The following is a 23,303-nucleotide window of genomic DNA, read 5'->3' on the forward strand; positions in this document are numbered from 1 at the left end:
CGGAAATAAGGGAAGGGGGGTTGATGACCGTCTCCGACATCGAGGTGGCCGTACCTCCGGCCGCCGCCAGGCCGCCGAACCGGTCCCCGTCCCGTGGCCTGCTGCCACGAGGCGCCCTGCTGCTGGTCGCCCGCAAACTGGGCGGCGCGGTGCTGGTCGTCTGGGGCGTGGTCACCTTCACGTTCGTCGTGGCCCGCGTCGTGGCGCCGGACCCGACGGGCCTGCTGGTACCGCCCGGGGCGAGCGAGGAGGTCCGGGCCCAGGTGCGGTCCTCCCTCGGCCTGGACCACAGCATCCCTCGCCAGTACCTCATCTACCTGCGCGATCTGCTGCACGGCGACCTCGGTACGTCCTTCGGCACCGGCCGCGCCGTCAGCGCCGACCTGACCAGCAGGCTCCCCGCCACGCTGGAGTTGGCCGTACCCGCCCTGATCATCGGCGTCCTGCTCGGCACCGCGCTCGGCGTGATCAGCGCGGTCCGCCGGGGCAAGGCCGCCGACCACGCGATCCGGGTGGTCACCGTGGCGGCGCTCGCGATGCCGCAGTTCTGGCTCGGCCTGGTGCTGTTGTCGCTGTTCTTCGTCCGGTTCGGCATCCTGCCGGGACCCATCGGCCGACTGCCCGCGGGCCTGGCGCCGCCGCCCGGCGTCACCGGCAGCTACGTCATCGACGGGCTGCTGGCCGGGCAGTGGGACACCGTCCGGCAGGCCCTGCTCCAACTGGTGCTGCCCTGCGTCGTCCTGGTCTGCGGCATCTTCGCCCCCATCACCAGGGTGGCCAGGTCCGGCATGGTCGAGGCGCTGCGCAGCGAATACGTCAGGACCGCGCACGCCTACGGTTTCAGCCGGTCCCGTATCTACCGCAGCTACGCGCTCCGCAACGCGCTGCTCCCGGTGATCACCATGATCGCCGGCGGCGTCGCCTTCGCCTTCACCGGCGCGGTGCTGGTCGAGGGGGTCTTCGGCTGGCCGGGCATCGGCCAGTACGCGCTGACCGCCGTCCAGCAGTCCGACTTCCCCGCGCTCCAGGGCTTCGTGCTCTACGCGGCCGTCGTATACGTCGCCCTGTACGCACTGGTCGATCTCGCCTACTCGCTGGCCGACCCGAGGATCCGCTCATGACCGCCCCGGCCCCCGTGCCCTCCGCCGACCTGACCGCCGCCCCCTCAGCGGGCCCGCCCGCGGGGCCCGGCGGCCCGGACCAGGACCGGCGCCCGTCCGGCCGTCGGCTGACCCGCCTGCTGCCCGGCGCCGGCGGCGCCGACTCGCTGACCGTACGCCTGGGCCTCGGCCTGATGGCCGTGCTGCTGGTGGCCGCCGCGGTCGGCAGGATCTGGACGCCGTACGACCCCGAGCAGCCCGGCGTGGGGCTGCCGTACCAGTCCCCGGGCGGGAAGCACTGGTTCGGCACCGACCAGGCGGGGTCCGACGTCTTCTCCAAGACGCTCGCCGCCACCTGGACCGACCTGTGGCTGACCCTGGTGGCGGTCGCCATCGCCTTCGTGATCGGCAGCCTGCTCGGCGCGGTCGCCGGGTACTGGGGCGGCTGGGCGGACGCGGTGATCATGCGGGTCACCGAGATCCTCCAGTCCTTCCCCGCGCTGCTGCTGGCGTTGCTGCTGGTCACCACGCTCGGCTCGGGCCTGGCCAATGTGATCGTCGTGGTCGCCTTCGTCGGACTGCCCGGCTATCTGCGGCTGTTGCGCGCGGAGGTCAAGGGCCGCAAGTCGTGGGAGTTCGCCGAGGCCGCCGTGCTGGCGGGCAACAGCGGACGGCGTGTCCTGGCCCGGCACCTGGTGCCCAACGGCCTGACCCCGCTGGTGTCCTACGCGGCGGTCAACGCCGCCTGGGTGGCGATCGTGGTCTCCAGCCTCGGCTTCGTCGGCGTCGGGATCGAACCCGGCAGCCCGGAGTGGGGCTCGATGATCGCGGGCGGCAAGGACTCCCCGGACGCGTACTGGATCTCGCTGTTCCCCGGCGTCTGCATTCTGCTGCTCGCCGCCGCCTTCTACCTGCTCGGCGACGGCCTGCTGGAACGGGAGGACGACCGATGAGCGCCACCTCCGGCGCGGCCGTACAGCCGCCCGCGCCCCTGGCCGACGGAGCCGGGAACGCGTCCGGCGCCGACCCCGGCGTCCCGCTGCTCACCGTGGCCGGCCTGTCCGGCGCCTTCCGCTCCGGGCACGGCGACCGGGCGCGCGCCGTCCAGGTGCTGCGCGATGTGAACTTCGAGCTGCCGCGCGGGCAGATCACCGCGATCGTCGGCGAGACCGGCAGCGGGAAGTCGCTGACCGCGCTCACCGTGATGGGACTGTGCCCGCCCCGGCTGGCCGTCGAGGGCTCCATCCGCTTCGACGGGAAGGAACTGCTGGGCCTGGACGAGGCCGGCTACCGCGGACTGCGCGGCGGCCAGATCGCGATGGTCTTCCAGGACGCCCGCTCCTCGCTCAACCCGGTGCTCACCGTCGGCCGCCAGCTCACCGACGTGGCCCGGCTCCACCACGGCCTCGGCAAACGCGCGGGCCGCGCACTGGTGGCCGAGACGCTGGCACGCGTCCGGATCCCCGATCCCGTGCGGCGGATGGCGCAGTACCCGCACCAGTTCTCCGGCGGCATGGCGCAGCGGGCGATGATCGCGATGGCACTGCTGTGCCGCCCCCGGATGATGCTGCTGGACGAGCCGACCACCGGGCTGGACGTCACCACCCAGGCCGACGTGATGGAACTTGTCGTGGAGCTGGCCCGGCAGGACGGGCTCACCGTGTGCCTGGTCACCCACGACCTGGGCGTCGTCGGCGAGACCTGCGACCGGGTGGTGGTGATGCGGGGCGGCACGGTGATCGAACAGACCGCCGCCGAGGACTTCTTCCGGGCTCCGCAGGCCGACTACTCCCAACTCCTGCTGGCCGCCAACCGCGTTGACGACGACTCCGGGAGGCCGTCATGACCTCGTCCGCCGTACCCGCTTCTTCCGCCTCAGTCAAAGCCTCCGCCGCCGACTCGGCCGCCGTCGGCGCGTCCGCCCCGGCCGGGTCCGAACCGGTCCTCCAAGTGGACGGCCTCCGGACGGAGTTCACCGTCCGCAGCCGGGGCCTGCGGCACACCCTGCGCGCCGTGGACGGCGTGGACCTGGTGCTGCGGCCGGGCGAGACGCTGGCCATCGTCGGAGAGAGCGGCTCGGGCAAGTCCACGCTGGCCCGGTCGATCCTGCGGTTGGTCGAACCGGCCGCGGGCCGGGTGACCGTCGCCGGGCGCCCGCTGTCGTCCTTCCGCGACCGGCGCGAGGTGTACCGGGACGTGCAGATGGTCTTCCAGGACCCCCGCTCCTCCCTCGACCCCCGGCAGAAGATCCGCTCGATCCTGGACGAGCCGCTGCGGCTGCACCTGCGAATGCCCGCGCCGCGGCGCGAGGCCCGAATCCGTGAGCTGCTGGCCTCAGTTGAGCTGTCCGAGGACCTCCTGGACCGGCGGCCGGCCGCGCTCTCCGGCGGCCAGCGGCAGCGGATCGGCATCGCCCGCGCGCTGGCCGTCCAGCCCAGGGCCGTCATCCTCGACGAGCCCACCGCCTCGCTCGACGCCTCCACCCGGGGCGTCGTGCTGGACCTGCTGGCCCGCCTCCAGCGCGAGACCGGCATCGCCTACCTGCTGATCTCGCACGACCTCCAGGCCGTACGCCGGATCGCGCACCGCGTGCAGGTGATGTACGTGGGCCGGGTCGTGGAGTCCGGCACCACCGAGGAGGTGCTGCGCCGTCCCGCTCACCCCTACACCCGCGCGCTGCTGGACGCCGCCCCGGTCGCCGCGTACGGCGGCCACACCCGCGCCATCCGGCTCAGCGGCGAGAACCCCGGCCCCTTCGACCTGTCCGCCGGCTGCGCGCTGGCCCCCCGCTGCCCGCTGGCGGAGGGGTCCTGCACGGCCGGAAGGCCCCCGCAACTGTCCTTCGGCGGCACGCACGACGCCGCCTGCCCCATCACCCACCGACAGGTCAGCGCCGACCTCTCGGCCGCGCGAAGAGAGAGGCAAGACTCAGATGACCAGTAGATCTCCGCGGCGCGCCCGGCTGTTGGCCGGTACGGCCGCGGTCGCGGTCGCCGCCGTCCTGACGGCCTGTTCGTCCTCGGCAGGCACCACCGGACAGAGCGCCGCCAAACCGCCCGCGGCGCTGGTCGCCGCCTGGCCGAGCGACATCTCCACCATGGACCCGGGCAACGTCAACACCGACCAGGACAAAGAGCTGGCGATGAACGTCTACCAGAACCTGGTGGGCTACAAGACCACGGCCCAGGGCGGCCACTCCGCCTCCAACGGCCTCGCCGCCGCACCCGCCCTCGCCTCCTCCTGGACCATCGCCGGGGACACCGTCACCTTCACTCTCCGCGACGGCTTGAAGTTCTACCCCAGCGGCAACCCGGTCACCGCCAAGGACGCCGTCTGGTCGCTCCAGCGGGCGCTGAAGCTCAACGGCGCCGTCGAGCTGAACAACAGCGGTATCTTCGACGCCGCCCAGATCACCGCCCCCGACGCCACCCACGTCGCCATTCGCTACCAGGACAGCGCGGGCAAACCGATCAAGGCCAGCGAGGTCAACATCGCCACGCTGCGCACCTGTTGGTACGGCGTCATCGACTCCGCCGCCGCCCTCAAGAACGCCGGCCCGTCCGACCCGATCGCCGCCGAGTGGCTGAAGAGCCACGTGGCGGGCAGCGGCCCGTACTACGTCAAGAGCCGGCAGACCGGCCAGTCGCTGAACCTCGCGGCGGTGCCCGGCGCGGCCCTGAACGCACCGAAGTTCTCCGCCGTGACACTGCGCGTCGTCAACGACGGCAATGTGGCGGGCCTGTTGCGCGGCGGCAGCGTCAACATCGCCCAGTACGGCCTGAGCCCCCGGGACGCGACCTCGCTGAAGTCGGCCGGCTTCAACGTCCAGCACGCCAACACCTCCAGCTACCTCTACCTCCAACTCGCCTCCGACGCGGGCCCGTTCAAGGACCCGCTGGTGCGGCGCGCCGTCGCCGAGGCACTCCCGTACGACGCGCTGGTGAAGAACGTCTACTACGGCCAGGCCGAGCGTGCCGACTCCTACGTCTCCGCCGGCGCCCCCGGCTACAGCGCCGCCTGGAAGGACTACGGCGACGCCGCGAAGGCCAAGAGCCTGATGGCGCAGGCCGGGAATCCGTCGGTCTCCACCAAGCTCCGCTACCCCAGCGAGAACACCGACTTCGCGACCGCCGCCCAGCTCATCAAGAGCGCGCTCAAGCCGATCGGCGTCGACGTCACCCTGCAACCGCAGACCTCGGCCGCGCTGATCACCTCGATCATCGGCCGCGCCACCGCCAAGACCGGCGGCAGCGCCGACGACGGCATGGTGCTCACCACGCTGTCGACGTACGTGGAGGACGCCAAGACCCCGGTGAAGCTGTGGACCGTGACCGGCGGGGTCGTGAACTTCTCCCGCACCAGCATCCCGGAGATCGACCGGCTCCAGGGCGAGTTCGCCATGGCGGCGCCGAGCCCTGCGCGTGACCAGGCGTACGAGAAGATCCAGCAACTCGCCGCGCAGGACGCCGCGTTCCTGCCGCTGGTGGTCACCGGCCGCACCCTGGTCAGCGCCTCAGGGGTGTCCGGCCTGACCTTCACCCCGGAGCCCGTCACCCTCTACTGGACGCTGGAGCCCAAGAAGTGACGGCCGGGCAGGCCGGGCCGTCGACCGGGGAGTCCGGCTCCGAGCCGTTGTGGCGCCGCTCGGCGCGGCAACTCGCCGCCTCCTACGCCGAAGGCTCGGCCACGCCCGCCGAAGTGCTGGAAGCGGTGGTCGAGCACGCCGAGCAGGTCGACCGGCGTCTGAACGTCTTCGCCCACCGCGCCTTCGACGCCGCCCGGCGGTCCGCCGCCGCCAGCGGTGAACGGTGGCGCGCGGGAACCCCGTTGAGCGCGTACGACGGCGTGCCGCTCACGGTCAAGGACAACATCCCGGTGGCCGCGATGCCCTGCGCCTGGGGCAGCCGGCTCTACGCCGACCGCACCCCGGAGCGCGACGAACTGTGCGTCGGACGGCTGCGGGCCGGCGGCTGGGTGATCCTCGGCAAGAGCAATGTCTCGGAGTTCACCCTCGGTCTCGGCAATGTCAGCACCCTGCTGCACGGCACCACCCGCAACCCGTGGAATCCCGCGCTCACCACCGGCGCGTCCACCGGCGGCGGCGCGGCGGCGGTGGCCGCGGGCGTCGGGCCGGTGGCGCTGGGCACCGACGGCGGCGGCTCGATCCGCTGGCCGGCCGGGTACTGCGGGCTGGTCGCGCTCAAGCCGACGCTGGGCCGGGTCGCCCGGCTCGACGGCCTGCCGACCGTGCTGCACGACCTGGAGGTGATCGCACCAGCCGCCCGTACGGTGGCGGACCTGTCCGCGCTGCTCGGGGCGGTGGCCGGGCCCGACGCGCGGGACCGCCGTTCGCTCGGTGTGCCGGACGGCCCCGCCTTCCGCGGCCGGCCGCTGCGGATCAGGATGGTGGGGCGGTTCGGCGACTATCCGGTCGAACCGGAGATCACCGCGTCGCTGACGGCCGCGGCCGACCGGCTCAGCACGCTCGGCCACCGGGTGGAGACCGGCGAAGTGCCCTTCGACTTCGGCCGGTTCGACACCCACTGGCGGACCATCGGCACCACCGGCCTGGCCTGGCTGATGCGCCGTCACCCGGACTGGCGCGCGGCGGTCGGCGACATCTACCCGCCGATGGTCGAGCACGGCCGCTCGTTGAGCGCCGCGGACTACGTGGACGCGCTCGACGCCTTCCGTGACCTGTTCGCGCAGCTCGCCGACTTCTTCACCGGCACCGACCTGCTGCTCACCCCGGTCGCCGGGGCGATGCCCTGGGCCGCCGACCAGCTCGCCCCGCCCTACCAGCGGGTGTTCACCGGCATCGCCAACGCCACCGGTGTGCCCGCTCTCAGCCTGCCGGGACCGCCGTCCCCGGCCGGCCTGCCGATCGGTTTCCAGCTCGTCGGCCCGTACGGCGCGGACCGGGCGCTGCTGGACCTCGCATCCGACTACGAGGCCGCGTACGGCTGGGCCGACCGCTGGCCGGCTGTCGCCGCCCCCCTTCCGAAAGGCGCCCGAGCATGACAGTCAGGATCGACTCCTTCGACACCGCGGGGCCCGGTGACACCGACGGGCTGGTGGCTGTGCTCAGCGCCCACGACCCGGCACGGATACGGCGGCTCGCTCTGCTGGTGAAGACCGAGGGCAGCGCCGAGACCAACGACTTCTCACGCGAACTCGCGTCCTGGCGGGCCCGGGAGGCCGTGCTCGCGCACGGCGGCGGGGACCTGCTGGAACGCTCGGTGTTCCTACACTCCACGGGCGCCGAGGGGGCGATGACGCCGTTCGGCTATCTCGTCGTCGAGCTGGACGACGCGGACGACGCGGACGGCTCGGACGGTTCGGGTGCCGCAGAGGCCGTTCCCGTGACGGACGGCGCGGGTGCCGTTGCCGTGACGGACGACGCGGAGTCCACCGGCGGGGAGGCGGCCCCGGCTCCTCGCGGGGCGCCCGGCCCAGCGGGCACGCTCTGCGTGGGCATAGGGCGCAGCCGCCGGATCCGCGGTTCCGAGATCGGCTCGGCCGAACACGTCGCGCTGGCCGAGCAGGCCGTCGCGGAGGCCGTCGCGGACGCGGGTCTCGACCCCGCCGACGTCGCGCTGGCCGTCGTCAAGACGCCGCTGACCGCACACGACGAGCCCATGCGGGTCACCTCCGCCGAGGCCAAGGCGGTCGGCGCGCTCGGCGCGGCGCTCGCGCTCGGCGAGGTGGAGCGGGCCGACGTCGTCCCGGCCGCCTTCGGCCGTGACCTGACCCTGCACTCGCGCCGCACCATGGTCTTCTCCAGTTCGGAGGCCGCGTGTGTCGAGGTCCTGGTGTTCGGCAACCGCCCCGGCGCGGGCGGCGACCTCCGGATCGTCTCCGGCCTGCTCGCCGACGTCCTGGACGCGCCCGGCATCCGCCGCGTCCTGGCCGCGGCGGGCGCGGAGTTGACCGCCGACGGGACGGTACGGGAGCCGGGACAGGTCGCGGCCCTGCTGATCAAGGCGGGCAACCGGCGGGACGGCACTCTGCGTGGCGCCCGGACCACCGTGCTGACCAGCCAGTTGGACCCGGACAAGCACGTCCGGGCGATCATGAGCGGGGTGGCGGGAGCGGTGCTCGGCACCGGGCGGATGTTCATCTCCGCCAACTCCGTCCACCAGGCGCCGGACGGGGGCGGCCTGTGCGTCGCGATCGTCGGGCCGCCCGTCTCCGGCGCGCCGGCCACCGACGTGCCGCCGCGCGGCGTACCGGCTTCCGTCGCGGCCTCCCCGGCGGGTGGCGCCGTATGAGCCTGCCGACCCTGCCCATGGTCGGTGACGCCGACGTACGGTCGGTGATCACCGTCGCCGACGCGCTGGAGGTGGTCGAGGCCACCTACGCCGACTTCGGCGCCGACCGGCTCTCCCTGTCCGCCCCCACCATCACCCGGCTCGGCGTGAGCGGCGGCACGCGGGGCTTCGGCCTCAAGGGCGCGCTGCTCGACCGGTACGGGGTCGCCGGGGTGCGGGTCACCCCGACCCACACCGCCGGGCGCAACAGTTGGTGCCTGGTGCTGGAGACCGAGTCCGGCCGCCCGTTGGTCGCCGTCGAGGAGACCTGGCTGCACCGGCTGCGGACGGCGGCCTCCGCCGCCGTCGCCGCGCGGCTGCTGGCCCGGCCCGACAGCAAGGTGCTGACGCTGGTCGGCGCCGGACAGATCGCCGCCTTCGTCCCGGCCGCGTTCGCCGAGGCGTTCGCGCTGGAGGAGATCCGGGTGGTGGCGCGCACGGCCGGCTCCGCCGCCGACTTCGTCGCCCGGCAGCCCGTCGCACCGGGCGCCACCCTCACCCCGTACGACGGCCTGGACGCCGCCGCACCGGGCTCGGACATCGTCGTCGCCCTCACCTCGGCCCGCCAACCCGTCGTCCACCCGCGGCACTTCGGGCCCGGCGTCACGCTTCTCGGCCTCGGCGGCGGCGCGGAGATCGCGGCCGAGATCGTGACTGGGCCGACGCCGTACGGCAAGCGGGCCCCCGCCCCCGACGCCGCCGAGGCAGCCGGGTGCGGAGGCGTCGCGGGAGCCGTGCTCGCCCCGGAGGCCACCGGGCACGGGACCGGGACGGCCGACCGCTTCTTCGTCGACGATCTCGGCTACGCCCGGGAGATCGGCTCGGTCGCCTCCTGGCTCGCGGCGGGCCTGCCCCCGCGGACCCTTGACGCCCGGCTCACCGGCTCCCTCCCCGCCGTCGCCGCCGGCTCCCTCCCCGGCCGCACGCACCCCGACGAGCGGGTCCTCGGCATCGTCCAGGGCGTCGCCGCCTGCGACGTGGCCCTGGCCTGCCTGACAATGCGCCGCCTCGGCATCGGCTGAACCGCCCCCGCTGATCCCGTCAGCGGGCGGCGCACCTCACGGAACACCGTCCCCGCGGGTCAGCGAGGCAGGCGACCGGGCACGGAGGCCGACCCTTCGGCCCCGGTCGCCGCCGTGGCGTCGCCCGGCCTCCGGCGCTGACGCGCGCGGCGTTCGCCCACCTGGACATGCCGACTCGGGGCTGGCCCACCACCTCTGAGTCGACCGGGCTCCGGACCGGCGGACGCGGGCCGGTGGTACCGGCCCGCGTCGGGTCAGCGCACGGTGACGGGCTTTGTGGTGGCCGCGCCGTTGGTCCAGCCGCTGCGGTGGGCCGTGATCGTGACCGTGATCTTCCGGCCGCGGTCGGCCTTCACCAGGGCGTAGGCGGACTTGGTCGCACCCTTGATGGTCTTGCCGTTGCGCTTCCACTGGTACGTGTAGGAAGTGGCGGACGGCGACCAGGTGCCGCGGGCAGCCGTCAGCTTGTGACCGACCTTGACGGAGCCGGAGATCGACGGCGCGGTGGTGGTCTTCAGCGCGGGGCCGACCTCGACCTTCCGCGCGGGCGAGGTGGAAGCGACGGAGCCCGCGCCGTTGCTGACCGTGACCCGGCAGGACACCTTGTGGGCGTAGTCGGCAGAGGTGAGGACGCGGGTCTTGGCGGTGGCACCGGAGATGACCGCGCCGTCGCGCAGCCAGGCCAAGGCGGCCTTGGCGTTGGTGCCGTTCCAGGCGGCGGAGCAGGTGAGGGTGGAGCCGGTTCGGGCCGTTCCGCTCACCGCGGCGTTGGTGGTGATCTGTGGCTTGACCATCAACAGGGTCTGCGCCTCGGACCACACCTGGGAGGTGTAGCCGCCGCTGCCGACGTACTCGGCCTTGCGCCACAGCACCGTGGCCCGGCCGTCCGGTCCGGCAGCCACCTCGCCCGCGAGGGCGTCGGTGTTGGGGACGTCGACGACAGGTGTGCTGTTCAAAGCGGTGGCCTGGCTCCAGGTGCCGTCGGCGCGCACCGCCCACTCGAGGTAGTGGTCGTTGCCGTTGTCGATGCTCGGCACCTGCGGCCACACGACCTGCACGGTTCCGTCAGCGCCGATGGAGGCGTCCACCCGCCAGTTCACGTAGCCGGTGGACAGCGTCTTCGGCGCCGACCAGGTCCCGGTGCTCGCGGTACGGGTCACGGTCTGCACAATGGGGACACCGGCGGTGGGGCTCCAGCCCGTCCACACGTAGGTGACGTCACCGTTGGGCGCGGCCAACGGTTCGCTTCCGTCGCTGTAGTTGATGGCGGAAACGGCGGTCTGAGCTGCGCTCCAGCTACCCGAAGGAGCGGTGCGGGTGGCGGATTTGAGGTCGTTGGCGCCGTTGCGCCACAGCACGGTGGAGGCGTTCTTGGCGTCCATCGCCACCTGTACGTCGCTTGACGTGGCGTCGGTGCCGGGCAGCACGGAGGCACCGCTCCAACCGGACCGGGCCGAGGTGCGGGTGGCGGTGGAGACCGTGTGCTCGCCGGTGAAACGGTTGAGTTCATCCCAGACCGCGGTGGCGGCGCCGCCGGGGGCCACCGCGAGGTCGATGCTCCAGAGGGATCCGGTCGTGGTGGAAGCCAGCGTCCGGGGTGCGGACCACGCCTGGTCGCCGGGGGCGAGGGCGGCGGTTCTCACATCGTAGTTACGGTACCCGTCGCCCTGGTCCCAGACGGCGGTGAAGGTGCCGTCGGCCGCCGCGGCCAGGCGGGGCGTGGACATGTCCAGGCCGTCCCAGGCGGCGAGGGTGGCCGGGGCGGACCAGGCCGCCGTGGCCGGGTTCCAGCCCGCGGCCAGGGCGACCAGCGAACCGTCCGCGCCACTGCCGTCCAGCCAGGACACCACGGCCCGTCCGTCGGCGCTCACGGCAAGGACGGCCGCGGAATTCTCGGCACGCCCGGTCGCCAGGGTGTGCGGCGCACTCCATGTCGTGGTTCCGGCAGGCCGTACGGCGGTCCGGAAGTCCCAACCGGTGGCCCCGGCGGCCTTGTCCCGCCACAGCGCGAACGCGGCGCCGTCACCGGCCACCTGGACATCGATGAGAGACTGCTGGCCGTCCGCTCCGGTCAGGGCGACGGCCGCGCTCCACGGTCCCGCCGAAGCGGTGTACCCGGCGGCGGCCGAGGGAAGGGCGGTGCCCAACGAGACCGCGGCCACGGTGACGGCGAGCGCCACGGCGGCAGTCTTCGGTGTGCGTATCTTCAGTGCCATTACGGCTCCTGTCTCAGGCGAGCGCTCTTGCGCCCGGCATGCTCGCGCACATCGGAGCGAGGCGGCACAGCACCGGTGGAAGGCACATGGCGCGGATGCCCTCATGCGGACCACGACGCCCCCACTCCCGCGCCGTGGTCATGATGACAGGACGGAGCAACGGACCACGATGCCGGGTGCTGGCAACCCTGTACGGCCCCCCACGTCATCGCCGAAGTCGGCGGCACGGGCCGTCGACACCGTCGATCGCCGGCGGTGCGGCGGGTCTCACCCGGCGGCCCGGCACGGCCCCGGGCAGGACCACGGCCGACGGCGACACTCACCCCTCCGCTGGCGGCGGGGTGAGGCGGGTGGTGAAGACGATGATGTCGTCGTCGGGCTCGGCGCCGAAGGTGTCGAGCAGTTCCGAGCACAGGGCGTCGGGTTCTTGGGGGCCTGCCGCGGCGGTGGCGGCGAGGAGTTCGAGGCGTTTGTCCAGGATGCTGTCGCGGGTCTCGATGAGCCCGTCGGTGATCATGAGGAGTCGGCTGCCGGGTTCGACGGGGTGCGCGGTGGCGGGGGGATGGGGCAGGCCCAGGCCCAGCAGCGGGCCGTGTTCGGTCAGGTAGCGATAGGTGCCGTCGGGGTGGAGGAGCAGCGGCGGGAGATGGCCCGCGTTGGCGATACGCAGGCAGGCGTTGCCGGGCTCGACCAGCGCGATGCAGACGGTGGCGGTCCATCCGGGCCGATGAAGACCCAGGAGGCGGTCGAGCTGCTCCAGCAGTACGTGCGGGGGGTGGTCCTGGGCGGCGTAGGCGCGCAGTGCGTGGCGGAGTTCGCCCATGACCATGGCGGCTTGCAGGGAATGGCCGACCACGTCACCGACCGCCAGGAGGAGCCCTCGGGAGGTGTCGACGGCTTCGTAGAAGTCACCGCCGATCTCGGCCGTGGTGGCGGAGGGCAGGTAGCGCACGGCGAGTTCGGCGCCGGGGACCTGTGGGAGGGTGGCGGGCAGGAACGTACTCTGCAGAGCCAGGGCGAGCTCGTGTTCCTGGCTGTAGCGCTCGACGACGTCTTTGTGCTCGACGGAGAGTTCCGCGTACATGGCCATGACGCCGGCGTTGGTCTCGGTCAGTTCGTCGTTGAGCCGTTCGAGTTCGTCGCGCTGGGCGTGTGCTTCCTGGAGTGAGGCGATCAGGTCGCGGGTCTGGGCCTGGAGGTCGTCGATCGCGCTGGCCGGGCTCGCGGACGCGAGGAGCGAGCGGACCTGCTCAATCCTCAGGTCGCGGGCGGCGAGTTCGGGGATCGGGCAGGCGATCTCGACGCGGCCGGGGCCTGACGGGGGCCGCGCGGGAGCGGCGGGGGCGGTCTCGTAACGCGTCTGGGGCAGCAGCCGGGTGACGGCCGTCAGCGACTCGCGGCTGGGGGCGCGGTCGTCGCCCCACTGCAACACGGTGAGGAGAACGGGTGGTTCCTGCCGCATGCTGAAGACCGCGGTCATCGGCGCCGGGCGGAGCAGGTCCCGGCCCGGTTCGCTCACCGCGGGGCGGAGCAGGTCCCGGCCCAGTTCGCTCACCGCGGTGGCCAGACGTACCTGGTCGCGGCTGTCCAGGCCGACCGCCTCGGTGATGGTCTTGGCGTGGCGGCGCAGCGCGAACACGTCCCGCTCGGTCCTGATGGGGGTGACCAGCAGCGGGGTCGGGCTGAGGCGGTCGGACACGGGCGGGCTCACTGGGCCGCTTTGGCGATCACTGCGCTGGCGTCGTCACGGCGGGTCGCGGCCAGGCGCAGCAGCCCCGTGGCGATCACCGCGGGCGGATGGTGCAGCATCCCGGCCAGATCGGCGCCTTTCCAGCGTTCGCTGAGCCCGTCGGAGTGCATCACCAGCGCCCCCTGTGCGGGCATGCGGTATTCATGGGTGCGCAGTTGGTGCGTCTGGTGGCCGACGATGCCGGGGTGGGACAGCAACGTGGTGCGGGTGGTCCGGGTGAGCAGGACCGCGGTGATGTTTCCGACGCCGCAGAACAGCACCCGCCCGTCGGGCTCGAGACGGGCGACGGCCACGGCGGCGCCGCGGGTGCCGCGTAGCGCGCGGTGCACTTCTTCCATCACCTGCTCGGGCGTATGACCGGATCCGGTGCGGAACGCCTGGACGGCCGCCTGTGCGGCCAGCGCGGCCAGCGGGCCGTGGCCCAGTCCGTCGCAGGACATGACGAGCAGGCCCTCGCCGGGCCCTGGCACGGCGCCCCGCACGGGCGCGGGACGTCCGCCTCCGCGCACCGACGCCGGACGTCCGCCCCCGTGCACGGGCGCAGGACGGCCGCCTCCGTGTGCCGACGCCGGACGGCCGCCCGAACCCGGCCACGGACCGGCCCGGAGGCCGGCGTCCGCGGCGCTGACCGCGGTGGGACGGGGGCTGGTCAGGTCCGACCAACTGGGCGGTGCGCCGGCGGCCTGGTCAGGGGCTGTCGGCGCTTGGCCGCGCGGCGCCGTTGTCCGCGCGTCCATACGCGCGGCCCACGCGTCGCCGCAGGACTGTTCGCCGCTGATCGGGCGGGTGATGCCTCCGACGGCGGGTTCCCCGGCCGTGGCGGGCGCCGCGGAGCGCGGCCAGAAGCGGGCCAACTGGACGGTGCCGACGCCCGGTTGGGAGTGGATGTCGAAGGTGTCGGCGAGACGCTGGACGGCGCCCAGGCCGATGCCCAGCGTGCCCGCGGTCGACATCCCGTCCCGCAGGGCGGCGGAGACGTCGGCCATGCCGGGACCGCTGTCGACAGCGATCACCTCCACACCTGCCACCACGTTCCCCGCGGACTCGGCGTGGCTGCGCAGCACCCGCAGCAGCAGGGAGCCGTCGACGGCGTGCTTGGTGATGTTGGCCGCCAGTTCCGAGACGGCCAGCACCAACTCGGCGGTGCGCTGATCGCCCAGGCCGATCCGGCGGCCGAGCGCCGCCGCCGCGCCACGCGCGGCGTCGAGCCGGTCGCGGAACCAGGCCACGTCCTCGCAGTCGGCCAGCCCGGGGGAACCGGGGGTCGTCATCGGACCCACTTGGTGATGGTGACGGTGGTGCCTTCGCCGGGCGTCGTCTCCAGTACGAAGTCGTCGACCAGCCGCTTGGAACCGGGCAGTCCCAGGCCCATTCCGCTGTCCGAGGTCCAGCCGTCGGTCATCGCCAGGTCGATGTCCGCGATGCCCGGTCCGTCGTCGGTGAAGACGAGCCGCACGCCGCGCCGTCCGTGCTGCTCCACCAGCAGTGCGGTCATGGTGCCCCCGCCGCCGTGGATGAGGGTGTTGCGGGCCAGTTCACTGGCCGCGGTGATCAGCTTGGTCTGCTCCACCAGGGAGAACCGGCATTCCTGTGCCAGCGCGCGCACCAACTGGCGGGCCTGTACGACCTGGGTGGTGGCGGTGATCTCCAGTACCTCCGGGGTACGGGAGGCGCCGTTCATGCGTCAGCCGCTGCGTCCGGCACGGTGCTTTCGAAGCCGTGCCCGACGCGGTCGTGTTCGAGCATGCGCAGGCCCTTGTCCAAGGTGAGCGCGGTCCGTACGTTGCCGAGCGAGAGGCCGAGTTCGACCAGGGTGATCGCGACGGCGGGGCGCATGCCCACCACGACGGTCTGGGCGTCCAGCAGCCGGGCGAGGTTGGCGATGGTGGCCAGCATGCGGCCGACGAACGAGTCGACGATCTCCACGGCGGTGATATCGATGATCGCCCCGTGCGCGCCGGTGTCCACCACCGCGGCGGCGAGGTCGTCCTGGAGTCGCATCACGGCCTGGTCGTCGAGGTCGGTCTGGATCGAGACCAGAAGTACCTGCCCGATCCGCAGGACGGGTACCTGCTCGCTCATCGGCCACCGGCCTGCGGCGCCGTACGGGAGACCGTGACTCCGGAACGGCGCAGCGCGTGCCGCAGGGCGTCCGCCAGCGTGGCCTTGGTGACGATGTCACCGAAGTCGATGCCCAGCGCCACGATGGTCTGGGCGATCTGCGGGCGGATGCCGGAGATCGTGCACTCGGCGCCCATGAGCCGGGCCGCCACGACGGTCTTCAGCAGATGCTGGGCGACCTCGGTGTCCACGGCGGGCACACCGGTGATGTCGATGATCGCCTGCTCCGACCCGGTGTCGATCAGTGCCTGGAGCATCTTCTCCATGACCACCATGGTGCGCGCCGAGTCCAGGGTTCCGACCAGGGGGACGCCGACCACGCCGTCCCACAGCTTCACGACCGGGGTGGACAGCTCCAGCAACTGCTCCGCCTGCGCCGCGATCAGCCCTTCGCGGGTACGGGTGTAGACCTCGATGGTGAACAGCCCGAGCGTGTCCAGCAGCGCGGCGAACTGCAGGTACGCCTGCGGGTCGCTGTCCTCGCCCTCCAGCGCCGGCGCCAGGACCTCCCTGAGCGCGAACACGCTCACGGCGGTCTCGGTGGGAGCGAAGCCCTGCATGGCCCGGTTCCGCGACAGTTCGGTCAGCAGCGCACGTACCTCGCCGAACGCCTCGTCGTGCCCGTCCACGCTTCCGCTGCCGAGCGCGGCCAGCAGCGCGGCGTAGATCTCCCGGAGTTCCCGCTCGACCTCGGAACGGCTCACTCGTCCGCCGAGCGAACCGGTCACCTTGTCGGCCCACTCGGCGGCCAGATCCTCACCCCGGACGGACAGCAGACCGATCAAACGCTTAGCGATGTCTTTGCCAGCCACAGGGAATCCTCTCTCAACGGGATCAAGCGATCCTCGCGGAACTCTAAGCCATACGGGTGAGAGGCAGCCGGGTGATCCCCCGAGGCGCCGCCGCTCCGCTCCCCCACGAAGCGACGCCCCTTCCGCCCCCCGTACCACCGACGATCACGAGAGACGCCAAGCCCACCAACCGGGTCAAACCCTTCTGGTCGACGGCGCCGAAGCCAAAACGCCCCGCCCCCCGAGCACGAGGCGGCGTCGCCGACCCTCCCGCGCCTCGGCCTCTCCTGCGCATTGCGCCTCCCCCTGGCCGGGCGGCCTCGCTTCTCCGGCCGCGCACGGCCATTCCCCGGGTAACACGGGTCATGTCATGAGGAAGGTCACGCCGAAGTTCTTCGCGGAGACGTATGCCGTCGGCGGGGCGCGGGATCTGCTCAATGGCGCTACGGCGCCCCTGAAGCAGACGGCATCCGACGTTACGGTCCGCACCGTGACCTACGCCGTCAACGGCTCCGGGGACCTGGCCTCGGTGAACGACACCCTCAACCGCACGACGTCCTTCGGCTACACCGCGCACAAGCCGACGTCGATCATCAGCCCAGCCGCCGGTGCGGCCCGGCGACTCGGTGACCCGGCTGTACTACCCCTCCGCGACCCGGACCCTGCCGGTCGCGCCCAACACCGACCAGGCCCAGCCGGTCGCCTCGGTGCCGCACACCACCTACGACCTCGCCGAGCGGTGCCTCGCAGTCCGCGCTCTACGGCAACAGCGCCGCCGCCTGCACCGCGGGTCGGGGACCGGTATCTCCTGGGGCCAACCTCGGTCAGGCAGTTGACGAGACGGTCAACGCCCACCGCTCCCGCGTGGCTGAGCCGCTTGCCGCAGCGGGAGACCGCCGCTGATCGCGTCCGCCCAGGACCGCTGGCGGCCGGGCCACCGGTCCGGATTCATGCGTACCGGTCGAAAAGGGCCTGGAGGTATCCCTCCAGCCGCCTGGTCAGCACGGTGGGGGTCAGATCAGCACGGCCCACCTCGCGCCAGGGGATGGCGACCTTCTCGGCGTCCGGAGCGAAGGCCAACGCGTCCAGCAGACGCCAGTAGAGATGAGCGGCGCGGTCCTCGGCCAGCGTTCCTCCCGCATCGAGGTAGCGGTCGGCGAAGCGCATGCCCGCGGGAACGCCGTGCAGCAGGGCCAGGGCCGTCGAGCAGTGGGCCACGTCCAGGTCGGCCGGCCCCCAGGAGGTCTCCACCCAGCCGACGACGCCGCTGATCCGCAGACCGTCGCCGTCACCCGTGAAGAGGACATTGCCGGGATGGAAGTCCCGGTGCAGGAAACAGGCCCGGTAGTCCGGGGGCTCGCGGCGGATCACGTCCACGGCCCGTTGCCACAGCTCAGGCCGCTCGGTGTCTTCGGGCGGGCTCACCCGCTCGGGAGAGGTCCACGCCTGATAGGTGCGCGGCCGGGCCTCCGCGGTCACCGGCAGCCGGTGGATGCGCAGCAATTGACGGGCAAGCAGTTCGGCACGCCGCTCGGCCCCTTCATCGCCCAGGCGCACGGTCCCGGGCAGCAGGGACATCAGCAAGGAGGGATGGTCGCAGTAGCGCGCCGTTGCGTCCACCGCCACAAGCGTGGCTGCGGGCACGTCCTGTCGCCGAGCAGGCGCAGGACGGCTGCCTCGTGGGTCAGCAGGCCCTCCGCGTGCCGGACGAAGAAGGGCTTCGCAAAGGACCGCAGGACTAGTGAGCGTCGACCGCCCGGCCCGCAGATGCCCAGGCGGCGCATCTCCGACGTCCAGCCGCCACGCAACCGTACGACGTCCTCGATGCGCTCGGCCGCTGACAGCCCCTTCTCCACCCAGGCACGCGTCGCACCCCAGCCCTGACCCTCAAGATCGGCACCGATGTGCCCGGCCCCCTCGCCCGAAACCATGAAGGCAGGCTACCGACCTCACCGACGGACGCATCCCATGCCCGCGACGCCCGCAACGGTCCCGTTCGCCCGCTCGGCGTGCGCCGCCTCGAACCTGTACCCCTCAGACGTCGATTCGACCATGCCCAAGACGCTGGCCAGCGCCGCCGTCAACCGGCTTCCGCACCCTACGCACATGGTCTCCCCCGACCGGTTCGCAGACAGGCCGAGAGGAAGAAGTTGGCCCGGAGGCTTTGCTGCGCTGGACATTGGCGACCATCTTGCGCAGCACCTTGAGCGCGGCTACGTACCCTTCGTCGCTGATGCCCTCGTGGACCACACCGCGCAGCTCGGTCACCGGCTCGCGCAACCGCGCCCTGGCAGCGTCCCCGGCATCCGTGAGCCGCAGAGCGCTGCCCCGACTACCTGGTGGCGGGCACCGACGGGCGTCGTAGCCGACGTCCAGCACGGTCAGGGCCTCCGGATCGGCCTCGGTCCGCTGGCCTGCGGCGAAGAGCGGCTCGACGGCCGGTCTCCGGGGCAGGGACGACCGAGTAGGGCCGGCCGGGCGTCGAGCAACAGACTTGGTCCCCGCCCTGGTCATGAGACGTATTCGATGAGTTGCATCATGCCGCGGTCTTCGTGCTGGAGGTGATGGCAGTGCACCAGGGCCCGGCCGGGAAAGTCCTTGAAGCGGACGCGGAGGGTCACCGAGCCGGACTTGTTGATGGCGACGGTGTCCTGCCAGACGGGTGTGTCGAGTGCGCGGCCGTCGACGGCGGTGACCAGGAAGTGGTTGGTGTGCAGGTGGAAGGGGTGATTGGCGTGGCTGGCGGAGTCGTTGGTGAGCGTCCATTCCTCGGTGTCGCCGAGCCGCAGCGTGTGGTTGACGTAGGAGGGGTCGAATCGCCCGTAGGTCGGATCCGACGGGTCAGCCGCGTCGCGGGTGGCGGGGGTCGCGCCGTCACCGGTGATGCGGAAGGCGTGGGTGAACGCCTGTCCGGGGAAGGCGTCCATGTCGCTGTGGAAGGTCAGGGCCCGACGCCGGGTCACCTCGGCAGGGTCGATGAACGGCGCGGGGCCGGGCAGCTCGGTGGGCAGGTCCATCCGTACGCCGGGTCCCGACTGCACGGTCATGGTGGCCAGCAGGGTGTCCCCGGCCATGATCCGGTAGTTGCCCGGGTGCTGTGCGCGGATCATGACGTCCGCGCGGTTGCCCATGGCCAGGGTGACGCGCTCGCGCTCCACGGGCCGGGTGAAGGCGATGCCGTCCATGGCGATCTGGTGCAGGGTGTGCCCCTCCACCTCGATCGGCAGGACGGTGAACGCGGAGGCGTTGACCAGGCGCCAGCGCTGTACCTCGCCCACGCGCAGCCGCACCTGCGGCCGGTAGTTCCCGTTCACGACGAAGGTCGAGGGAACCGAGCTGAGATCGTCCTCGGCGTGCAGGTCGGGTACCTGGCCCCGGGCGAGCTTCAGTTCGCCGACGCACATCACCAGGTCGCTCGCGGCGGCCACCTGCGGGACCTGGTCGATGGCCCCCTCGACGATCAGGGCGCCCATCAGCCCGCTGGACAACTGGACGGCGGCTGCTCCGTGTACGTGGGGGTGGTACCAGAACGTGCCGCCCTCGTGATCCGCGGGAATCTCGATCCGGCTGCGGTAGCTGCGCGTGTTCAGGCCGTTGCGCGGGTCGTAGGGGGTGAACTCGCGGAAGACGTTGTCCGCGTTCCCCGTCGGCGAGACGTGCAGGCCATGAGTGTGAACATTGATCGAGTTGAACTTGTGCGGGACGTTGTGGTCGGCGTGGGAGGTCTGGTCGGGGTTGGGCGGCAGGTCGTTGACGTGCTCCAGGTCGAGGACGTCGCCCGGGCGCAGCCGAAGTGTCGGCCCGTTCACATGCCCGTTGTAGAGCCGGAGGTTGACGTTGCCGACGCCGGGCAGCACGCCGCGGGTGAACGCGACCCGCAGAGAGGTCGACAGGACGCCGCCCTGGGAGCGGATGACCGGCGGCTGCGGGAACGGCGCGGGCGCGGCTGCGGCCCGGGGCGCGAGCAGCGCCCCCGTCGCCAGCGCCGGGGCCGACGCCAGCAGCGCACGCCGGCTGACACCACGTGATGAACCCATGAAACGCCTCCACACGATGCCGACCAATGTCGCGTCAAGCATTGCGAAATGCGCAAATGCCTACAAGCACGACACGCCTGACCCTTGATGCGCCGCGTCACTCCGGGAAGCTCTGGCCGTCGGCGCCGACCCGCCGCACCTCGCCCCGGCCTTCCACCTGTCCCCCACCGCCGCGACCGCTGCGCGGCCATCGCCCAGGGCAGACAGAGAGGACCGACACGGCTGCTGTCGAGGAGCCGCCGTTAAACCAGTGGCGTCCCCGTGGACGAACCTCATAGCTTGTACGCCCATGACCGATACTCCGGAGATGCGCCCGAATCCGCGCGACCTCGGCCGGGTGTTCAACGAGGTGCCGGAGCTCTACGACCGGGTCCGGCCGGGCTACCCCGACGAACTGTTCGCGGACCTTGTCGCCGTCACCGGCACGGACGACAGGTCGTCGGTGCTGGAAGTGGGCTGCGGCACCGGTCAGGCGACGCGCTCGCTGGCAGCACTCGGCTGCTCAGTGACGGCCGTCGAGCCGGGCGCGGAGATGGCCGCGCTCGCTCGCCAACGGATCGCGTCCTTCGGCAACGTCGACGTCGAGACGTCGACGTTCGAGGAGTGGGACGACCGCGGCCGACGCTTCGACGCTCTCGTGGCCGCGTCCTCGTGGCACTGGGTCGACCCGTCGATCGGCTGGCAACGGGCGCACGACGTGCTCCGTCCCGGAGGCTGGATGGCGGTGCTCGGCCACGTCGTCGTCCGCCGGCCGGGAGAGCAGGAGCTCTACGCCGAGACCGCCGATCTCCACGAGCAGCTCTGCCCCGGGGACCCCGACTGGCGTCATCCTCCCCTGGAGGACGACGTGCGCGCCACCGACCAGGGCTGGGGCCTGGTCGACGATCCCGGAGGACTGTTCGGCCCACCGATCGTGCGCTGGTACCCGACCGTGCAATGGTTCGACGGAGACGGCTTTGCCGATCACCTCCGCTCGTTGTCGCTGTACCGGAGGCTCGACCGCGACATCCGTGAGCCCCTGCTCGACGCGGTAGCCGAGCGCGTCCGCACGCGGATGGGCGACCGAGCAGCACGCCGCTATCTGAGCGTCCTCCGGGTCGGCCGGCGCGCCGAGTGAGCCACCCGCGCCGTGCGCGCGGATCGGCCGTGGACTCGGCCGTGGGCGTGGAGATTCCGCATCGCCACGACTGGGCGCGCTCCACCGAATGGCGGCGGGCCCAGGCATTTCCCGCGAACAGCGGCTCGACAGCGCCCCGCCGCGCCTCCCCTCGCGCGGCAGGGCATGGGGCACCCGTTAGCGCTACTTTTCGAGGTAGTCCCGGGCTGCATCCAGCGTCCCTGCGACGTAACCGCCGACCGGCAGGTTCAGCCCCTCGTACTGGCCCTCCTCGTCCAGGCTGCCGTCCGGCTGGTAGAGACGCACGATCGGCGTGGGAAGCTCATTGCGATCCAGCGGCGGATCCCACCCGACGACCCGGCCGAGGTAGGACCGGTCGTCGTCACGGGCCGCGTAGTACAGCAGGTAGTGCGCCGGATCGACGTAGAAGGGTGCCGCGGGGTGCTGTCCCGGCCCGCCGGTCTGCGGCTGCGGCCACTCCCCGGTCGTGGATGCCGCCCGCCACGCCTGTTCGACGTCCTCGGCGGTCCGGCCGATCCACCACCGCTCGGTCACCTCACCCAGCGAGACGTACTCGGGCTCGCCCTCCACCCCGCCGGTGCCGACGAAGCGCACGACCGGCTCTACGGCAGAGGTGTTGATGGGATGCAGGTACCGGTAGAAGGCCACGACGCGCCCCACCCGCAGGTGGCCGTCCCGGTCCTCGCCGTAGAAGAAGCGGCCGTGCCGGTAGTAGGTGTCGGTGATGTCCTCGTAGACCGGCCAGTGCTCGAAACGGGGATTCCGGTAGTGCATCGTGATCTCCCTGTGGTCGCCGCAAAGCACCACAGGGTACTGCCCGGAGGCTCAACTCACCTTATTGCGCTGGTAGTTCACCGGCAGCCCCGGGCCGCGCGGGCTCACCGCCGGTTGAGACGATCTTGGTCCAGGGTGAAGTGGCGCTGACCTGGCCGGCGGGCCCTTCGTGCACCGTCGGGACGACAGGATGTGAACCTGCGACTCCTTGATCACCAATTCGCGAAGTCCTCCTTCGCTCGCTACCGCGCACCGCAGGTGGTCCCCGGTTGCTCCCTGGCAACCTGGGCCCGCACCTCACAAGACGTCCCTTTTCCGGTCTGCCTCACCGGGCGGCATCTGACAGTCGAACATCGGCGCCGTGTCCCAACGCCCCGCACGCAATGCGTTGTTCAGGGCGGTCGCGAGACTCGGTCCAGCGCCAAGGGGCTGGACGTAGTGGGCACTGTCCGTGCCCGCCGTGCCCGCGTGGAACCCCATGCAGCGGCGGGCTGTACTCGGTTGGAGTAGGCGATGCCGATGTGGGGGCGCAGCGTCGGGGTGGGGTGTAGGCCGGGCAGCCCCGCGGCGCGAGTCGACGTGTCGAGATGGGAGTGGAGCCGACGGACGGGGGTCCAGGGTGCAAGGCTGTATCGGACGGCGCCGCGGGAGCCTGTCATGGGGATGGCGTGCACGGTAGCCGCCGACGGCACGTGGTGTCCGGCCAGGTCAACGAGACGGGCGAGTTGGTGTTCGGTGACGTCGTGGGCCCGTCCGATGCGGCCGAGAGCGAGGTGGAGGCCGGTGCGGTCGATGGCGTCGAAGCCCCGGACCGGTGAGGACGGTCCGGCTGCGCTCTGCCTGGTCTGCCAGGTCCGGTGCATCGGTGAAGGGCACGAGCCAGTAGTAGGCGCGTGTCGCTTCGGTCCAGCCCGGCCGGTCCCGGTGGTTGGTCGGAACCGGATCTTGACCGCCCGGCCCTCGTCCTCGCCGCCCAGGAGATAGCAGTCCCAGGGGCTCGGCAGCGCCGCACCGGCCTGTAACCGATGGCCGCTCCGCCCACAC

The 23,303-nt window shown here is 72.2% G+C and carries 19 protein-coding genes and 2 pseudogenes; 11 read left to right on the forward strand and 10 right to left on the reverse strand.

Annotation, left to right across the window (positions count from 1 at the left end; all coding sequences use genetic code 11):
• The first annotated feature begins 23 nt into the window (after nucleotides 1-23).
• The 8 genes from ABZX65_RS22325 to ABZX65_RS22360 are packed head-to-tail and all read left to right on the forward strand — an operon-like array spanning nucleotide 24 to nucleotide 9,432.
• Entirely contained in the window at nucleotides 24-1,121 is a 1,098-nt protein-coding gene (locus tag ABZX65_RS22325; protein ID WP_355342656.1) for an ABC transporter permease, read from the forward strand.
• Nucleotides 1,118-2,053: an ABC transporter permease gene (locus ABZX65_RS22330; RefSeq protein ID WP_355342659.1), complete on the forward strand. Its 936-nt coding sequence runs from the start codon at nucleotides 1,118-1,120 to the stop codon at nucleotides 2,051-2,053. Before ABZX65_RS22325 ends, ABZX65_RS22330 begins: the two co-directional genes overlap by 4 nt.
• Nucleotides 2,050-2,946 (forward strand): ABC transporter ATP-binding protein, encoded by an 897-nt coding sequence (locus ABZX65_RS22335; RefSeq protein WP_355342662.1) that lies wholly within the window; start codon nucleotides 2,050-2,052, stop codon nucleotides 2,944-2,946. The genes ABZX65_RS22330 and ABZX65_RS22335 overlap by 4 nt, the downstream gene beginning before the upstream one ends.
• Complete coding sequence (locus ABZX65_RS22340; RefSeq protein ID WP_355342665.1) at nucleotides 2,943-4,043, forward strand: oligopeptide/dipeptide ABC transporter ATP-binding protein; 1,101 nt, start codon at nucleotides 2,943-2,945, stop codon at nucleotides 4,041-4,043. The genes ABZX65_RS22335 and ABZX65_RS22340 overlap by 4 nt, the downstream gene beginning before the upstream one ends.
• Nucleotides 4,033-5,685, forward strand: coding sequence for an ABC transporter substrate-binding protein (locus ABZX65_RS22345; protein ID WP_355342668.1), 1,653 nt, complete (start codon nucleotides 4,033-4,035; stop codon nucleotides 5,683-5,685). Before ABZX65_RS22340 ends, ABZX65_RS22345 begins: the two co-directional genes overlap by 11 nt.
• Nucleotides 5,682-7,121: an amidase gene (locus ABZX65_RS22350; RefSeq protein WP_355342671.1), complete on the forward strand. Its 1,440-nt coding sequence runs from the start codon at nucleotides 5,682-5,684 to the stop codon at nucleotides 7,119-7,121. The genes ABZX65_RS22345 and ABZX65_RS22350 overlap by 4 nt, the downstream gene beginning before the upstream one ends.
• Nucleotides 7,118-8,371 carry a ring-opening amidohydrolase gene (locus ABZX65_RS22355; protein ID WP_355342674.1) on the forward strand — a complete coding sequence of 418 codons (1,254 nt, stop codon included), beginning with the start codon at nucleotides 7,118-7,120 and terminating at the stop codon, nucleotides 8,369-8,371. Before ABZX65_RS22350 ends, ABZX65_RS22355 begins: the two co-directional genes overlap by 4 nt.
• On the forward strand, nucleotides 8,368-9,432 hold the full coding sequence (locus ABZX65_RS22360; protein WP_355342677.1) for a hypothetical protein: 1,065 nt from the start codon (nucleotides 8,368-8,370) through the stop codon (nucleotides 9,430-9,432). The genes ABZX65_RS22355 and ABZX65_RS22360 overlap by 4 nt, the downstream gene beginning before the upstream one ends.
• 254 nt (nucleotides 9,433-9,686) lie before the next feature.
• Here ABZX65_RS22360 and ABZX65_RS22365 read toward each other — a convergent pair whose 3' ends face one another.
• The 6 genes from ABZX65_RS22365 to ABZX65_RS22390 all read right to left on the reverse strand — a co-directional run bounded on the left by ABZX65_RS22365 (nucleotide 9,687) and on the right by ABZX65_RS22390 (nucleotide 16,331).
• On the reverse strand, nucleotides 9,687-11,648 hold the full coding sequence (locus ABZX65_RS22365; RefSeq protein WP_355342680.1) for a hypothetical protein: 1,962 nt from the start codon (nucleotides 11,646-11,648) through the stop codon (nucleotides 9,687-9,689).
• Between the two features lie 319 nt (nucleotides 11,649-11,967).
• Entirely contained in the window at nucleotides 11,968-13,347 is a 1,380-nt protein-coding gene (locus ABZX65_RS22370) for a SpoIIE family protein phosphatase (protein WP_355342683.1), read from the reverse strand.
• 8 nt (nucleotides 13,348-13,355) lie between these two features.
• Nucleotides 13,356-14,669: a SpoIIE family protein phosphatase gene (locus ABZX65_RS22375; RefSeq protein ID WP_355342686.1), complete on the reverse strand. Its 1,314-nt coding sequence runs from the start codon at nucleotides 14,667-14,669 to the stop codon at nucleotides 13,356-13,358.
• The gene (locus tag ABZX65_RS22380) at nucleotides 14,666-15,079 is read right to left on the reverse strand and encodes an anti-sigma regulatory factor (RefSeq protein ID WP_355342689.1); all 414 of its coding nucleotides are present in this window, start codon (nucleotides 15,077-15,079) and stop codon (nucleotides 14,666-14,668) included. The genes ABZX65_RS22375 and ABZX65_RS22380 overlap by 4 nt, the downstream gene beginning before the upstream one ends.
• Nucleotides 15,076-15,480 (reverse strand): STAS domain-containing protein, encoded by a 405-nt coding sequence (locus ABZX65_RS22385; RefSeq protein ID WP_355342692.1) that lies wholly within the window; start codon nucleotides 15,478-15,480, stop codon nucleotides 15,076-15,078. Before ABZX65_RS22385 ends, ABZX65_RS22380 begins: the two co-directional genes overlap by 4 nt.
• Nucleotides 15,477-16,331, reverse strand: a complete 855-nt coding sequence (locus ABZX65_RS22390) for an STAS domain-containing protein (protein WP_355342695.1) — start codon at nucleotides 16,329-16,331, stop codon at nucleotides 15,477-15,479. The genes ABZX65_RS22385 and ABZX65_RS22390 overlap by 4 nt, the downstream gene beginning before the upstream one ends.
• A gap of 587 nt (nucleotides 16,332-16,918) precedes the next feature.
• Between ABZX65_RS22390 and ABZX65_RS22395 the strand changes: the two genes are divergently transcribed.
• Complete coding sequence (locus ABZX65_RS22395) at nucleotides 16,919-17,146, forward strand: hypothetical protein (RefSeq protein ID WP_355342698.1); 228 nt, start codon at nucleotides 16,919-16,921, stop codon at nucleotides 17,144-17,146.
• A gap of 112 nt (nucleotides 17,147-17,258) precedes the next feature.
• Here ABZX65_RS22395 and ABZX65_RS22400 read toward each other — a convergent pair.
• The 3 genes and pseudogenes from ABZX65_RS22400 to ABZX65_RS22410 all read right to left on the reverse strand — a co-directional run bounded on the left by ABZX65_RS22400 (nucleotide 17,259) and on the right by ABZX65_RS22410 (nucleotide 20,347).
• Nucleotides 17,259-18,241: pseudogene (locus tag ABZX65_RS22400) on the reverse strand (aminoglycoside phosphotransferase family protein).
• Nucleotides 18,242-18,473: 232 nt separating this feature from the next.
• A pseudogene (locus ABZX65_RS22405) lies at nucleotides 18,474-18,629 on the reverse strand (MarR family transcriptional regulator); the annotation flags it as partial.
• A 191-nt stretch (nucleotides 18,630-18,820) separates the two neighbouring features.
• Complete coding sequence (locus tag ABZX65_RS22410; RefSeq protein ID WP_355342701.1) at nucleotides 18,821-20,347, reverse strand: multicopper oxidase family protein; 1,527 nt, start codon at nucleotides 20,345-20,347, stop codon at nucleotides 18,821-18,823.
• A gap of 289 nt (nucleotides 20,348-20,636) precedes the next feature.
• Here ABZX65_RS22410 and ABZX65_RS22415 point away from each other — a divergent pair, with 289 nt between their 5' ends.
• Nucleotides 20,637-21,464 carry a class I SAM-dependent methyltransferase gene (locus ABZX65_RS22415; protein WP_355342704.1) on the forward strand — a complete coding sequence of 276 codons (828 nt, stop codon included), beginning with the start codon at nucleotides 20,637-20,639 and terminating at the stop codon, nucleotides 21,462-21,464.
• 183 nt (nucleotides 21,465-21,647) lie between these two features.
• Here the strand turns inward: ABZX65_RS22415 and ABZX65_RS22420 are convergent, their stop codons facing one another.
• Nucleotides 21,648-22,259 (reverse strand): hypothetical protein, encoded by a 612-nt coding sequence (locus ABZX65_RS22420; protein WP_355342707.1) that lies wholly within the window; start codon nucleotides 22,257-22,259, stop codon nucleotides 21,648-21,650.
• 668 nt (nucleotides 22,260-22,927) lie between these two features.
• On the opposite strand from ABZX65_RS22420, the gene ABZX65_RS22425 reads away from it, so the two are divergent.
• Entirely contained in the window at nucleotides 22,928-23,077 is a 150-nt protein-coding gene (locus ABZX65_RS22425; RefSeq protein ID WP_355342710.1) for a hypothetical protein, read from the forward strand.
• The last annotated feature ends 226 nt before the right edge of the window (nucleotides 23,078-23,303 follow it).

Source organism: Streptomyces sp. NPDC003300, from assembly GCF_040610915.1.
GTDB lineage: Bacteria > Actinomycetota > Actinomycetes > Streptomycetales > Streptomycetaceae > Actinacidiphila.